The sequence below is a fragment of the Thermosynechococcus vestitus BP-1 genome (assembly GCF_000011345.1).
Lineage (GTDB): Bacteria > Cyanobacteriota > Cyanobacteriia > Thermosynechococcales > Thermosynechococcaceae > Thermosynechococcus > Thermosynechococcus vestitus.
Genome location: NC_004113.1, coordinates 44,632 through 58,939 on the forward strand (window position 1 = coordinate 44,632; position 14,308 = coordinate 58,939).

Below are 14,308 nucleotides of genomic sequence, written 5' to 3' on the forward strand. Positions count from 1 at the left end.
CCTAGACCAGAAAATGTCCTCACCCCAATCAATGCCCAATCAAATGATGTCTTCAGACCTTGAGGCCACCATTGCACGGCTCCAGCGCGGCGTGGTCGAAACGTTCCCCCATGTCCCTGATTCTGTCAAACCCGAAGAAAATCTCTGGGCCTATTTGCGGCAAACGCAGCGACCGCTCCGAATTAAGTTTGGCATTGATCCAACCGGCAGTGAAATTCACCTCGGTCATAGCATTGTCCTGCGCAAGCTCCGCCAGTTTCAGGATGCGGGGCACTGTGCTGTGCTGATTATTGGTGACTTTACGGCTCAAATTGGCGATCCCACGGGGAAGTCGGAAGTACGCAAACAACTCACCCCTGAGGAGGTCGCTGCCAATGTGCAAACCTACCTTGAACAGGTGAGGCCGATTTTGGATTTTGAGACCCCTGGCCGCTTAGAAATTCGCTACAACTCAGAGTGGCTTGCCAAACTGGACCTGCGCAAAGTGCTTGAGCTTTTGGGAACGATGACGGTGGGCCAGATGCTGGCCAAGGAGGGATTTGCCGAACGTTACGCCAAGGAAACGCCTATTTTTCTCCATGAGTTTCTCTATCCGCTGATGCAGGGCTATGATTCGGTGGCGGTGGCCGCAGATGTGGAATTGGGGGGAACGGATCAAAAGTTTAATATTGCCGTCGGTCGCGATTTACAGCGTCACTTTCGCTTGCCAACCGTGCAATTTGGCCTGCTGATGCCAATTCTAGTGGGGACCGATGGGGTTCAGAAAATGTCCAAGTCCCTTGGCAACTATGTGGCGCTCACGGAGTCGGCAGCCAGTATGTACTCCAAGCTTGAAAAAATTCCCGATGCTTTGGTGAACCAGTACATTGAGCTGCTCACGGATCTGCCTTTGGACAGTTTGCCCACTCATCCTCGCGATCGCCAGAAGGCCTTAGCCCTAGCAGTAGTCAGTCAATACCATGGGCAAGAGCTGGCCCTGCAAACCCAAGCGGAACTGGCGGCGATCGTCACCCAAGGGCAAACGGCACAGGCGGGATCCATTCCAGAGTATTCCCTTGGCGAGTTTCAGTTTCCTGTGAAACTGACCTACGTGCTCAGTCACACCAAGCTCTGCCCCAGCAGCAGCGAAGCCCGGCGGCAAATTCAAGGGGGTGGCGTCCGCCTCAACGGTGAGAAAATTACCGATGTGGATTTTACCCTCACCGCGCCAGAACCCTACGTCAACCAAGTGCTGCAAGTGGGCAAGAAAAAATTCCTGCGCTTTGTGCCCTAGGCGTTTTTTCACCTGCTGCGCCAAGATTGATTCAAGATAGAGGGAGCAGGTTCGGGGGCAGATGGGTGAGCAGGAATGTCAGGCCAAGGTCCGCAGGGAGTGACCCGCCTTGGGCGCCGATGTGCCGCAGCGGCAAACAGATGTCACGTCTCTTGCTCATCTTCAGACTGACCTGCCCAAGCGGCAAAGTGATAGGAGTGAGTTGGCAAGGGTACAAGGTGAGGTTAGGCGTGTGACCCCATGGTGTGGATGGCAACAACGATGAAACAATGGGGAAGGCGGCAGCATCAGGGATGGTTCTGTTGCGTCTTTCAGCAGCGATGATGACTCTTGGGAGCGCGATCGCCCCCCAAGGCAATTCAAAGGCAATTCAGTGAAACAATGACCCTAGGGCTAACTCCAAAATTCGTTAAAATTTTCTTATTTGTTGGCTTGATGCTCTTGAGTACCAGTTTGGCTGTGATTTTTCCCCTGAACTCGGTAGAAGGACTCGGTAGTGGCGTGACCAAAACGGTCTTAGACAATGGCCTGACCGTTCTCATTAAGGAAATTCCCACGGCGCCCGTTGTGAGTTTGCAGGTGTGGTATCGCGTGGGGTCTCGCCATGAACCTAAGGGAGAAAACGGAATTGCTCACCAGCTAGAGCATCTGATGTTTAAGGGGACCCAAAGCCGACCCGTGCAATTTGGGCAGTTGTTTTATGCCCTGGGCAGTTCTTCCAATGCCTTTACCAGCTACGACATGACGGCCTACCACCACACGGTGCGTGCTGACCAACTGGAGCCACTGCTGATCCTTGAAGCGGATCGCCTGCGCCATACCCTCATCACCCCCGATGCCCTTGAAAGTGAAAAGCGGGTGGTGATCTCGGAGCTACAGGGCTATGAAAATAGTCCTGAATATCGCCTCAGTCGTGCGGTGATGGCGGCCCTCTATCCCAAGCATCCCTACGGCTTGCCAGTGGGGGGAACAGCCAGTGATGTGGAGCAGTTGACGCTAGCGGCAGTCAAGAGTTTTTATCAGCAGTACTATCGCCCCGATAATGCTGTGGTGGTGATTGCTGGCAATGTTCGGGCCGCGAGGGCACTGGAGCTGGTCAAGAGCACCTTTGGGGCTATTCCGCAGCCGCCAGAACCTTTGATTTCTCCGCCGCTGCCGCCGCCTGGGGCCGTTTCAGGCCAGCGAATTCGCCTCAGGGAACCGGGGAGTGCGCCGCTACTACAGATTTTGGTGCCCATCCCGGGGATCACCCATCCGGATCAAGCGGCGTTGGATGTCCTGGATATGCTCCTCAGTGGCGGCCGCAGTTCGTACTTTTATCAAGAACTGATGGAAACGGGTCAAGCCAGTTCGGCCTACTCCTACGTAGCTGCATTGCAGGAGGGGGGCTGGTTTGAAATGGGGGCGATCGCCAGCCCCGATCAATCCCTTGAAACCATTGAGCAGAGCATCGGCAAGATGTTGCAGCAACTGGCGGAGCGTCCCCTCAGCCTCGCTGAATTGCAACGCGCCAAACAACAGCTCAAGGCCAATTTTATTCTCCGCAATCGCGATATTGATGCCCAAGCCAGTCAACTGGCCAACGATGAAACCCTCACGGGCGATTACCGCTTTAGCGATCGCCACCTGGCGGCCATTGAAAAGGTCACTGCTGCCGATGTGCAACGGGTGGTGCAGACCTATTTTGGGCGCGATCGCTGGATTGTTGGGGAATTTATTCCCAGTGAATTTGCCGATGTGGAGCTATCAGGTCGGCCGGCGGTCCAAACCACCGCCCACAATCTGATTGGCGAACCCGTCGATCCCCAAACCATTGCCGCCTATTTACCCCAAGGAAGCGCCCAGGCTGCCCCGGCGGTCAAAAACAATGGGGTGGAAACCTTTACCCTTGAAAATGGTCTGCGGGTGCTCTTACTGGTGGATCGCAGTACCCCCACGGTCACCCTGGCGGGGCGGATTGATGCTGGCACCGCCTATGATCTGCTCACGCAGCCGGGGGTTGCCAACCTCACCGCTGCCAATTTGCTCAATGGTACCCGCACCAAAACGGCCCTCACCTTAGCTCAAACCCTTGAGGATCGCGGCATTAGCCTTGAATTCAGCGCCTTTCGCGACGGAGTTGATGTCGAAGGCTATGCCCTAGCCAGTGAGCTACCCACCCTCTTGGCCACCCTTGGCGAAGTGCTGCAGGAGGCCACTTTCCCAGAGGCGGAGTTTAAACTCAGTCAGCAGCGCTACCTAACGGCCCTGGGTCTGGAGGCGGACGATCCTGTGCGCTGGGGGCGCCGCGTTCTGCAGGAAACCCTCTATCCCGCTCATCATCCGCTGCATCCCTTTGCCACCCCTGAGTCGGTGCAGGCCATTCAACGCCAAGATCTCCTGAATTTTTATCGTGCCGCCTATCGGCCGGATCGCACGATTTTGACCCTCGTGGGAGATTTTGACCCCCTGGCGGTGCGATCGCGCCTCAAGGACATTTTTGGCCCTTGGCAGCCGCCAACGGCGCCCCTTTCCCTCACGTTTCCTGCGGTTTCGCCACCCCCGCAAACCCTCTTTCGGAATGCGGTCATTGCCGGTAAAAGCCAAGCAATTACCTATTTAGGGACGCCGGGGATCGATCGCCGGCATCCGCGCTTCTATGCGGCAATGCTGATGAATCACATCTTGGGGGGAGATACCCTGGCCAGCCGCTTGGGCACGGAGATTCGCGATCGCCAGGGGTTAACCTACGGTATCTACAGTTTCTTTACGGCCAGTCGTCAGGCTGGACCTTTCATGATTCAGTTGCAAACTGCCCCCGAAGATACCGCCAAGGCCATTCAGGCCACGCTGCAACTGCTGCGGGAGGCACGCCGCCAGGGATTCACTGCTGCTGAACTGGAGGCGGCCAAGCGGAGCCTCAGTAACACTTATCTAGTGGAGTTGGCCAATGTGGATGTGGTGGCACGGACGCTGTTGGCAAATGCCAGTGTGGATTTACCGCCGCAGGAATTGCAACAGTTTAGCGATCGCCTGCAGCAGGTGAGCTTGGCGGAGGTCAATCAAGCGCTGCGAGAGCTGATTGATCCGGAGCGACTGGTCATTGTCACTGCCGGACCTGCCGTTTCCTTTAGCCCCTAAGACCATGGCCAGCCTTAGCCTAGGACTCTACCAACTGGAACAGTGGGCCGACCAATGGGTGACCGGTCAACTCCGGGATCTGACGCCCATCAGTGGCGGTATCGTCTTTTTGGCAGGACTGCTCACCAGTCTCACCCCCTGTACCCTCTCCATGCTGCCGATTACGGTGGGTTATATCGCCGGCTATGCCAGCAAGCAAAATAGCTCCGGGTTGCGCCAGTCCCTTTGGTTTGCCCTGGGTCTTGCCACCACCTTAACGGTCTTGGGGATAACAGCGACCTTGGCGGGACGCATCTACGGTCAGGTGGGCTGGGGATTGACCCTGGGGGTCAGTTTGGTGGCGATCCTCATGGGGTTGAATTTGCTCGATGCCTTGCCCCTCAGCTTTCCCCGCAGTCGCTTCCTAGAGGAACTGCCGGATCGTGTCCCTGCCAGCTTACAGGCGTATACCCTAGGAGCCACCTTTGGCATCGTTGCTGCCCCCTGTAGCACACCGGTTTTGGCAACGCTCTTGGCGTGGGTGGCCACCACCCAAAACCTCTGGGTGGGGGCAGGTTTGCTCTTGGCCTACACAACGGGTTATGTCGTCCCCCTGATGATCGTGGGTACCTTTAGTGGCGCCCTCCAAAAGCTACTGGCCCTGCGGCAGTGGTCGGGTTGGATCACCAGAATCAGTGGCGTGCTCCTCATTGCCTTTGGGGTGATTGCTTTGGCCACTCGGTTGTAGCGATCGCTCCCCTTCAGATTTTCTTTCCATTGATTCGGCTGGGAGAAACTCCCAGCACTGACCCCCCTTAGGAGGTGCTCTGGAGTGACTATGGCACAACCCATTTTCAAGCATCTAGTCCTGATCATTATTTTGTTTTTGTAAAATTTTTAGATCCGCGGCTGCCTAGGGGCGCAATCTCTCTCTAGGACTGGTTTTCCAGAAAATTCAAGCACCTCTAAATCTGCCAGAAACTGCCCTAGGCCTGACGGTGTCGGAGGTTGCTAAAATCTTGGAGCGGAGAGAATATTTTTGTCCGGAGGTGCTTGATCGACTGCCGTTGGACCCGCGATCGCCACCCCAGGGAGGAAGCCTCTATACTAGGATGTTGACCCTCTGGCGATCTGGTTTGCCCCATGAGCTTGCTCGAAGTCTCTGATGTCTATGCCGGCTATATTCCCGACGTGGATATTTTACGGGGGGTGAATTTTCGCCTCGAAGCCGGGGAGCTTGTGGCGGTCATTGGGCCCAATGGCGCCGGAAAATCCACATTGGCAAAAACGATTGCTGGTTTGCTGAGACCCCGCCTTGGCACCATTACCCTCGCCGGAGAAGATATTACTTACCTGCGTCCCAACCAAATTGTTAAAAAGGGCATCGGTTACGTGCCGCAAATTGCTAATGTGTTCCCCTCCCTCACCATTGAAGAAAATCTGGAGATGGGAGCCTTTATCAAAAGCGGCAACCTCAAAGGACTCAAGGGGCGCGTCTATGAAACCTTTCCCCGTTTGGCTGAGCGCCGTCACCAACGGGCGGGTACCCTTTCTGGCGGCGAACGGCAAATGCTGGCCATGGGACGTGCCATGATGCTCGATCCCCAAATTATGGTCTTGGATGAGCCCTCTGCTGCTCTTTCCCCAGCGCTGGTCAATGATGTCTTTGCCAAAATCAAAGAAATTAATGCCCAGGGCACCGCGATTATCCTCGTGGAGCAAAACGCCCGCAAAGCCCTTGCCATGAGCGATCGCGGATACGTCCTAGAAATGGGGAAAGATCGCTATGAAGGACTGGGCAGCGAATTACTCAATGACCCCAAAGTGGGGGAACTCTACCTCGGAATTGTGCGGGCAGAGCCTTAGGGCGCTGGGCTAAAAATGGCCGTTTCAAGAGCAATCAGGCTTTTTTCTAGATCATCATTGACAATTTGCACATCAAATTCTGGGGCAGCCGCAATTTCCGTTTCTGCTTGAGCTAAACGGCGGGCGATCGCCTCCTCACTGTCTTGGCCACGGCTGCGCAGGCGGTGTTCCAGTTCTGCTAAAGATGGCGGCAAAATAAAAATGTGACGCGCTTGGGGATAGGATTGGCGCACTTGACGTGCCCCTTGCAGTTCAATTTCAAGGATCACGGTTTTCCCTTGGGCAATGAGTTGAACCAGTGGCTGGCGCGGTGTGCCGTAGTAATGACCTGCAAACTCCGCCCATTCCAAGAGTTGGCCAGCGGCAATCATGGCCTTAAATTCTTCCACAGAAACAAAATAGTAATCCACCCCTGCCACCTCCGTAGGGCGCGGCGGCCGGGTCGTCGCCGAAACCGAAAGTGCCAGTTCCGGATGTCGCTGCCGCAGTTGCCGTAGGAGCGTCCCTTTGCCAACACCACTGGGGCCAGTAATCACAATGAGTTGTCCGGGCTGGGGCGTTGCACTGGTCATAACTGCATGGGTGGGAAACTTTTTGATCCTACTGTGTTTGCTCAGAGTTTTATCATTAAGGCAACGTGGTTGAGGAATGGCCGTGAAGATTCATCTGCCCACTGAAAGTGACAATGTCCGCATTGAAATGCTGCCCCTAATTGACGTGGTCTTTTGTATTCTCACGTTCTTTATTTTGGCGGCGGTGAGTCTGACGCGGCAGCAGGCGATTACCTTGAATCTCCCTAAAGCGAGCACTAGCCAAGCCCAGTTGCAAAAGATGTTCGTGGTGAGCATTGATCCGGCAGGCCAACTCTTTGTCGATAAAGACCCCGTCAACCGCAGTGAACTCTATCAACGCTTGGCCACATACTTGAAAACCCATCCAGAGGGACTCGTGATTTTACGGGCGTCGCAGGTGGTCAGTTACAACGAAGTCATCCAAGTCTTGGATCTCCTGCGATCCCTAGGGGGCAATCGGGTGGCCTTGGCCACTCAACCCGTTGAACGGCCGGTGCTGAGCACGGAGGCCCCCCCTAGCAGCCCTAACCCCCTCCCCTCGCTACCGGCTAACGAGCAACCCCTACCCTCCAACCCATAGGCTGCTACCATGGAAGCGATTGCCAGTATTCCTGTGGCCCCGGCGGGCTTTCGCTCTGGCTTTGTGGCCTTAGTCGGTCGTCCCAACGTCGGTAAGTCCACGCTCTTCAACCATCTCCTGGGGCAAAAGGTAGCCATTACCTCGCCTGTGGCGCAAACCACCCGCAATCGCTTACGAGGCATTCTGACAACGGCAACAGCGCAATTTATCTTTGTGGATACACCGGGCATCCATAAGCCCCACCATCGCCTTGGGGAAGTGCTGGTGCACAATGCCAAAGGTGTTCTCAAGCGGGTGGATGCCATTGTCTTTGTGGTGGATGCTGCCAGTCCGCCGGGTCGGGGCGATCGCTACGTGGCGGATCTCCTGACAACGACCCCCGCTCCCGTTCTGATGGCCATCAATAAAATTGACCTACTGCCCCCAGAGGCGCGGGAACAGCGGCAACAGGACTATCAAACCCTTGGGCCTTGGCCAGCCTATCCCTGCTCAGCACTCACTGGCGAGGGAGTTGGTTTGCTACAATCGGCGATCGCAGCGCAGTTGCCCCTTGGTCCCTATTACTATCCGCCAGACATGGTCACCGATCAGCCGGAGCGATTCATCATGGCGGAATTAATCCGTGAGCAAATTTTGCACCACACGCGCGAGGAAGTCCCCCATTCAGTCGCCGTGACGATTGAACAGGTGCAGCAGGAGCGCAACCTCACTCGGGTACACGCGGTGATTTATGTGGAGCGTCCAACGCAAAAGGCTATCATTATCGGCCAAGGGGGTCAGTTGCTCAAACAAATTGGCACCGCTGCCCGCCAAGAAATTGAAACCCTCATTGGTGGCAAGATCTATCTAGAACTGTTTGTCAAGGTGCGTCCCCGCTGGCGACAGGATCGGTTGCGCTTAGCGGAGTTAGGCTATCGCATTGAGAAGGATTGAGAACATGGAGACAGTATTGCGAGTCGGTGTGGCAGGGCCCGTGGGTTCAGGTAAAACCGCGCTTGTGGATGCGCTTTGTAAAGCCTTGCGCGATCGCTATCGCCTAGCGGTTGTGACGAATGATATTTACACCCAAGAGGATGCTCAGTTTTTGGTGCGCTCCCAAGCCCTTCCCCCAGAGCGAATTCTGGGCGTTGAGACCGGCGGATGTCCCCACACCGCCATTCGGGAAGATGCCTCCCTCAATCTGGCGGCCATTCAGCAATTGGAAACGGCTTTTCGGCCTTTGGATTTGATTTTTGTCGAGAGTGGTGGCGATAATTTGGCTGCGACCTTTAGCCCAGAACTGGTGGATTTGACAATTTACGTGATTGATGTGGCTGCCGGCGATAAAATTCCTCGGAAAGGCGGGCCTGGCATTACCAAGTCGGATTTATTGGTGATTAATAAAATTGACCTTGCCCCCTATGTGGGCGCTGATTTAGAGGTCATGAAACGGGACACCCTAAAAATGCGCGGCGATCGCCCCTATGTGATGACGAACTTGAAAACTGGCCTTGGGCTAGATCAGGTGATTGCTTTTCTCACAGTCCACTTAGCCGCCTAAATGTCATCCCCCAGAATTTGACCCAACCCACAAACAGTGACTGATCATCATCACTGCTACTGCAACAATTTGCCCGTTAAAATCGTCGTATCAGTGTCATCAGGTAGGAAAGGGATGATGAACGACGCATGGGTGAGGGGCGCAATGGTAGGAGCAACGGGGTTAGTGGTCATGGCTCTACCCGCAGTGGCTCAAGTCCAACCCCGCAGTGGTGAAGAAATTAACGAGATTGCCCGCAACATCACGGTGCTCATTGTGGGAAAAGATTCCCACGGTTCTGGTGCGATCATTTCCCGGTCCGGTTCGACCTACTATGTGCTCACGGCAAAGCACGTTGTCAATCGTAAGGATAATTACCGTGTGATTCCCATTGATCAGCAGGCCTACGCCGTTGATTTTAATAAGATTAAATTTTTGCCGAATACCGATTTAGCGATCGTGGAATTCACGAGTGAAAAGAAAGACTATCAGGTAGCGACGCTAACAAACTCTGACTTTGTCAAGGAAGGGTCGCAGGTCTTTGTCTCTGGATGGCCGCAGCCGGGAGGCAGTGGTCAGTTAGTGCGGCAGTTTACCGATGGTCGTATCTCTGGCTTTTTGATTGAACCCATCGATGGCTACAAAATGATCTACACCAATGTGACCCGTCGTGGCATGAGTGGTGGTCCTGTCTTGGATAGTGCAGGGCGTGTGGTTGGGGTTCATGGTCTTGGCGATACAGAAGACCCCCGCTCCCTGGAGCGCCAGGGCTTGAATCCAGAGGCGGCAGCCAGCATTGCCAGATTGATTAAGCCGGGGTTTAATTACGCGATTCCCATTAACACTTTTTTGGCGGGTGCGCCAGCGGCGGGTGTATTCCTGTCCCTGCAAGTGGATAATCAGGCGATCGCCAGCGGCACTGCTCCTGTGGTTGTGACTGTACCGAGTCAACCCGATAGTCGCGATCGCATTGAGAACATCAATTTAATTTTGAATGCGGTCAATACGGGTGTGGATGTCCTCCGTAGCATCTTTCCTTTCTAGACCTTTGAGAAAACCTTCCAATGACCGGTTGAACTGAGTCCCTATTCATTGCCTGTTCATGTTCAATTGTGAGGATTAAGGACATGGCTATTCAATTTGGCATCCGCCCCGTTGCCGTTCCCCTAAGTTTGGCAGCAGTGATGATTCCAGCGATCGCCCATGCCTCTTGGGCAAGTTATCGTCCACCAGCCAACATTGGCCGCCCTGGTAATCGTGAGGGAGCCGCAACGCGAATTGCCCGTCCCATGCTGCTGCGGGAGAGTACCGGTGATACCGAAAGCTGTCTGACTGAGCCAAAGCAAACCGTGGTTGCCCTCGTGCCCAGGGATAACAATGGCCTCAGTAGCACACCCACTCCCACCCTCTATAGCTTCATTCCCGCCAATAGGGGAGCAACCCTAACCCTGACGCTGCGGGCTCCCCAAGGTACAGAAGTCTATCGCCAAGAGCGTCCAGCCCCCACGGCAGCAGGCATTATTGGCTGGCCCGTGGAGAATGTCTCCCTCAAAAGTGGTGTGGATTACCAGTGGCAACTGACTCTCACTTGCACCAATGGCACCACGGTCCTCAAAACCGTCAGTTGGTTTCGACCGGTGCCCTTATCCCAAAGCCAACAGCAGCGAATTGTCCAAGCTAAAGATGCGGTGGATGCCTTTGCCATGGCAGGCTACTGGTACGATGCCCTCAATCAACTCGCTAAACAACGCCTAGCGCAGCCGGAGAATGCCCAACTCCAGCAAAAATGGCAAGCCCTCTTACAGTCTTCCCCTGTCCAGTTGAGTAACGTGGCAGATCAACCCCTCCTGCCTTGATCCTCCCAGCCCTCGCTCTCTAGGGAGAGACTTGCTAGCCACTGGTAGAGGTCAGGAATATTGGCATTGGGTTGAAGGAGATCCTCTTTCATGCGCATGAGTGCCTTGGCCAGGGGTTGGGCGCGATCGCGATACTCGGCAACACTGGCCAGCAAATCCGTAAATACCTGTTCTTCGATCTGGGCGCGAGGGGGTGACGCAGCGGTCCCATCACGGTAGGTTTGATAGGCCACAGCCGTTGCGGCAAACCCCAGTCGAAAAATAAAGGCCGCCGCTGCCTCTTGCAGTTGCCCTTGGAGCGATCGCACAGACAACTCACCGCGCTCAAAGCCCACTTCTCCTTTGAGGGTGACTTCAACAATCGCCTCTGCCATGTCTGACCGATGCCGCTGCACCAATTGCTGGAGTTGGCTCTCCACATCGCTCACGGTGTCACTGGGGGTGAGGGTAAGGGTGTAGCGATGGATGGGACGCTGCCAATAGTCGCGCTTGAGTTCCGCTTGGGGGGGGCCCTGATCCAGGTTGACCAACAGTACTCCCCGCGGATTTTGCTGCTGATTTTCCTGAATCGAATTGGCCTCAATGGAGCCGGGATTAAAGATCCAGTCCTCAACGGCATAGTGGCGATGGATATGCCCTAGGGCCAGGTAATCGACACCCGCTTGACGCAGAGGTAGGAGTTCGTTGTAGCGCAATGCCCCTTGGTAGCGGCAGACTTGCCCCTCAAGACCGTGGTGAAAGAGCAAAATCGTCGCACCAGCAGCGGGGGGCAGCGCCTGAATTTGCCTAGCCAGCTGTTGAATGGCCCGGGGGGCACTGGCACCATACCACTGGGAACCAATGACGCGCACACCACAGGGAAGATCAACATACCCACCCCGCGCTGTTTCTGGATCCCAGGGCTGGAGAGTACCTGTCTCGTCGGGTTCCAAAAGATAGAGGTAGTCCTTTTCGCAGAGGTAGCGTAGCCAATTGGACTTGACACCGTAGGGGCAGTTGTCGTGGTTGCCCTCAATGGCGAGCACTGGAATTCCCGCCGATCGCACCTTATCAAGGACGTATTCCGCCTGATTGAGAATGCCGGGGGTAATCATCCGCTCCTCAAAGAGATCACCGGCAATCAGAACAAAATCAACCTGCGCCTGGATAGCGTAGGTTTCCAGGGCACTGTCAAAGGCCCTAAAAAAGTCCAGCATGCGGCTGGGGTTGTCTTGGCGATACTTGTTGTAGCCTAGGTGGACATCGGCAACATGGAGAAACCGCACCATTTGACCCTGTCTCCTAGGGGCGATCGCTGGCAAGTTGGGCAAGGCGGACTGCCCAATTGGGATAGGCCTCTGCTGCTTGATCGGTGGCCACCACTTCCATGGTGCGATAGCAGGCCATGGGCAAATTCAGTAAACTGGCCAGAAATGCAGCTAAATCTTCACGACTGAGAGAACCCATCAGGCGATCGCCCTGATCCAGGCGCAGTTCTCTACCGCCGGACTGATCCGTCAGACCACAGGGACGGACAATCGTATAGGGAAGACCACTTTGGCGCAGCATATTTTCCGCTGCTAGTTTCCACGTCAGGAGGCCCCCCAATTCTTTGTTGTATTGAACCGCCAAGGGCTGTTCCTTAGGATCAAGATTGGCTTGTTGGGGACGGGTAACCCCCGCAGAACTGACCTGAATAATACGAGGTAAGGGCAAGTTCCCATAGGCTTGGATGGATTCTATCTCAAGGCTGAGGGTGCCGGGACGAAAGCGGGGGTTGAGGGCGCCGTCATACTCAAATTTGCTGAGCATCAGTTGTAGTGAGTAAATTTGCCCCACATTCAGGGGTGGGGCACTGGGGGCTGTGCGTGCCCGAAATACCGGAATAAAGTGGCTAAAGGGCAACTCGACCGTGATCCACTGATCGGCCACCGTATCAAAAGAGATGGCATAGCCGACGCCATCCCAAGCGGGGTCACTGCGTAGGAAAAATTTATAGCGCTGGCCATCGCCGCGAACCCGTAGTTGAATGCCCGTGTAGCCTTGGAGATTGAGGGGTGGGGTGAGGTTGCGGGTGCGAATCGAGACAAAGCCCCCCGAATTTGCCGTAGAAACCACCCCTGTGAAGAGCGCACTGTGATCCTTGAGGTAAAACTGGCTGGCGCTGACGCCGCCCATGACCACATCATCGAGGGCACCCCAAACCTCCTTCAGAGGCGGCGTGGGATAGCGATAGTCAAAGAGAGGATAGGTGTTGGGTTGACTTTGAAAATAGGGCTGAGCACGTTCCAACAGATGCCGCATCCCCTCAAACTCAACGGCCTCTGGGCTAGCACCAACAATTTCAAGGCCCGGGGGTGGCGCGTTCGGATTGGGCTGTACCTTTGCCCCGACACAGTTGATCACCGCTCGACTCCCCTGCAGCACATCGGCCGGCAGGGGCTGAGTTACATCGGCAACGACAATCTCTAAAAAGGGGTCTGGGGGCAGCAGCCTTTCAGCCTTGGCGCGATCGCGCACCACTGACCGCACGGCATAGCCTTGACCTAAGAGGGTTTTCACGACCGCTTGGCCGGTTCGGCCCGTTGCCCCCATAACCACCACCAGGCCACTGCCCCGATAGGCGGGCGGCTTGAAGAGATCCGGTAAAAGAGGTAACAGCACAGGGCGCAGAGGCTCCAGCGTTCCCACAAAAGGTAAGGTTTGAAAAAAGCGCAGTGTATCGAGAAAGCGACCCAGTTCCCAGTTATTTGCCATAGAGGGGCACCACGCTTGACCAGTGGGGGAGTTTTTCCCCTGCCCTTAGTGTATCGTGCCATTGTTGGGCTGCCCATGTCAGCAAGGCCCGGCCATGGTCGCTGGGATGGGGAGGGCTGAGGTGTTTGTAGGGGTGGGGCCAGGTGGCTAGGAGCGCCTCTGCTTCACTGTCTGTGACCAGGCGATCGCCCCAAAGGGTGTGGAGACGCCCGCCCTGATAGCGATAAATACCAAGGTATTGATGCCCCTGCTGGGCGCGGCGCGACACCACCCCATCCGCGTCTAGGAGTTCATTGCGAGCGTGCCAAGCCATTGTGCCAAGGCTAGACAGACCCAGAAGGGGGACTTCCAATTGCTGAGCCAATATGCGAGCAGTGACTACCCCTAACCGTGTTCCCGTAAAGCTGCCCGGACCACAGCCAATAGCGATCGCCCCCAATTCGCCCCAAGGGTAGGGAGCCATGAGTTCCCTCAGGCAAGGGTGAAGTTGACTGGCCAGTTCTCGACCCAAGGGCCATGTTTTCACCTCCAGCAGTTCATGAGCCCCCAAATCATAGAGACCAGCCACCAGTGTGGCATCACTGGTATCAAAACCCAGACAAAGCAGATTAGCTCACTCCGACAGCGATCGCCACCAAGCCAGCCACTAAGAGCAATCCACCCCCAACCAACAGGGCTGCCCGTACTTTTTGCTGAGGTGTCCAAGGCTGCGCTTGATAGACCTTGGGTTCAATGGCAAAGTTGTTGAGGCGGCCGCCCTCATCGGTGGTATAGCGCATCGAAACAAACCTCAATTCAGCGTTACAG

14 protein-coding genes are annotated in these 14,308 nt (G+C 55.4%); 9 read left to right on the plus strand and 5 right to left on the minus strand.

Annotated features, from left to right (window positions below):
- The first annotated feature begins 46 nt into the window (after nt 1–46).
- From tyrS to TLL_RS00260, 4 genes are all read left to right on the plus strand, one after another.
- Nucleotides 47–1,273, plus strand: a complete 1,227-nt coding sequence (gene tyrS / locus TLL_RS00245; RefSeq protein WP_011055905.1) for a tyrosine--tRNA ligase — start codon at nt 47–49, stop codon at nt 1,271–1,273.
- A gap of 381 nt (nt 1,274–1,654) precedes the next feature.
- A complete protein-coding gene (locus TLL_RS00250; protein WP_011055906.1) occupies nt 1,655–4,393 on the plus strand; it encodes a M16 family metallopeptidase in 2,739 nt (912 codons plus the stop codon).
- Nucleotides 4,394–4,397: 4 nt separating this feature from the next.
- Nucleotides 4,398–5,120 (plus strand): cytochrome c biogenesis protein CcdA, encoded by a 723-nt coding sequence (locus tag TLL_RS00255; RefSeq protein ID WP_011055907.1) that lies wholly within the window; start codon nt 4,398–4,400, stop codon nt 5,118–5,120.
- A 395-nt stretch (nt 5,121–5,515) separates the two neighbouring features.
- On the plus strand, nt 5,516–6,238 hold the full coding sequence (locus TLL_RS00260; RefSeq protein WP_011055908.1) for an ABC transporter ATP-binding protein: 723 nt from the start codon (nt 5,516–5,518) through the stop codon (nt 6,236–6,238).
- Here the strand turns inward: TLL_RS00260 and gmk are convergent.
- Entirely contained in the window at nt 6,235–6,810 is a 576-nt protein-coding gene (gene gmk / locus TLL_RS00265; RefSeq protein ID WP_011055909.1) for a guanylate kinase, read from the minus strand. The genes TLL_RS00260 and gmk overlap by 4 nt on opposite strands.
- A 76-nt stretch (nt 6,811–6,886) precedes the next feature.
- Here gmk and TLL_RS00270 point away from each other — a divergent pair, with 76 nt between their 5' ends.
- The 5 genes from TLL_RS00270 (at nt 6,887) to TLL_RS00290 (ending at nt 10,765) form a co-directional block, all read left to right on the plus strand.
- A complete protein-coding gene (locus TLL_RS00270; RefSeq protein ID WP_011055910.1) occupies nt 6,887–7,390 on the plus strand; it encodes an ExbD/TolR family protein in 504 nt (167 codons plus the stop codon).
- Nucleotides 7,391–7,399: 9 nt separating this feature from the next.
- The gene (gene era / locus TLL_RS00275) at nt 7,400–8,323 is read left to right on the plus strand and encodes a GTPase Era (RefSeq protein WP_011055911.1); all 924 of its coding nucleotides are present in this window, start codon (nt 7,400–7,402) and stop codon (nt 8,321–8,323) included.
- Nucleotides 8,324–8,327: 4 nt separating this feature from the next.
- Nucleotides 8,328–8,930 (plus strand): urease accessory protein UreG, encoded by a 603-nt coding sequence (gene ureG, locus TLL_RS00280; RefSeq protein WP_011055912.1) that lies wholly within the window; start codon nt 8,328–8,330, stop codon nt 8,928–8,930.
- 114 nt (nt 8,931–9,044) lie between these two features.
- The gene (locus TLL_RS00285) at nt 9,045–9,953 is read left to right on the plus strand and encodes a S1 family peptidase (protein ID WP_164920635.1); all 909 of its coding nucleotides are present in this window, start codon (nt 9,045–9,047) and stop codon (nt 9,951–9,953) included.
- Nucleotides 9,954–10,036: 83 nt separating this feature from the next.
- Nucleotides 10,037–10,765, plus strand: a complete 729-nt coding sequence (locus tag TLL_RS00290) for a DUF928 domain-containing protein (RefSeq protein ID WP_164920636.1) — start codon at nt 10,037–10,039, stop codon at nt 10,763–10,765.
- Here TLL_RS00290 and TLL_RS00295 read toward each other — a convergent pair.
- From TLL_RS00295 to psb34, 4 genes are read right to left on the minus strand one after another with little or no spacing between them, the layout of a single operon-like run.
- Complete coding sequence (locus TLL_RS00295) at nt 10,747–12,033, minus strand: metallophosphoesterase family protein (RefSeq protein ID WP_011055915.1); 1,287 nt, start codon at nt 12,031–12,033, stop codon at nt 10,747–10,749. The two genes, TLL_RS00290 and TLL_RS00295, sit on opposite strands and share 19 nt — an antisense overlap.
- Nucleotides 12,034–12,046: 13 nt before the next feature.
- Nucleotides 12,047–13,501 (minus strand): CIA30 family protein, encoded by a 1,455-nt coding sequence (locus TLL_RS00300; protein WP_011055916.1) that lies wholly within the window; start codon nt 13,499–13,501, stop codon nt 12,047–12,049.
- Nucleotides 13,491–14,069, minus strand: a complete 579-nt coding sequence (gene tsaB, locus TLL_RS00305) for a tRNA (adenosine(37)-N6)-threonylcarbamoyltransferase complex dimerization subunit type 1 TsaB (RefSeq protein WP_011055917.1) — start codon at nt 14,067–14,069, stop codon at nt 13,491–13,493. Before tsaB ends, TLL_RS00300 begins: the two co-directional genes overlap by 11 nt.
- 40 nt (nt 14,070–14,109) lie before the next feature.
- Nucleotides 14,110–14,280, minus strand: coding sequence for a photosystem II assembly protein Psb34 (gene psb34, locus TLL_RS00310; protein ID WP_011055918.1), 171 nt, complete (start codon nt 14,278–14,280; stop codon nt 14,110–14,112).
- Between the last annotated feature and the right edge of the window lie 28 nt (nt 14,281–14,308).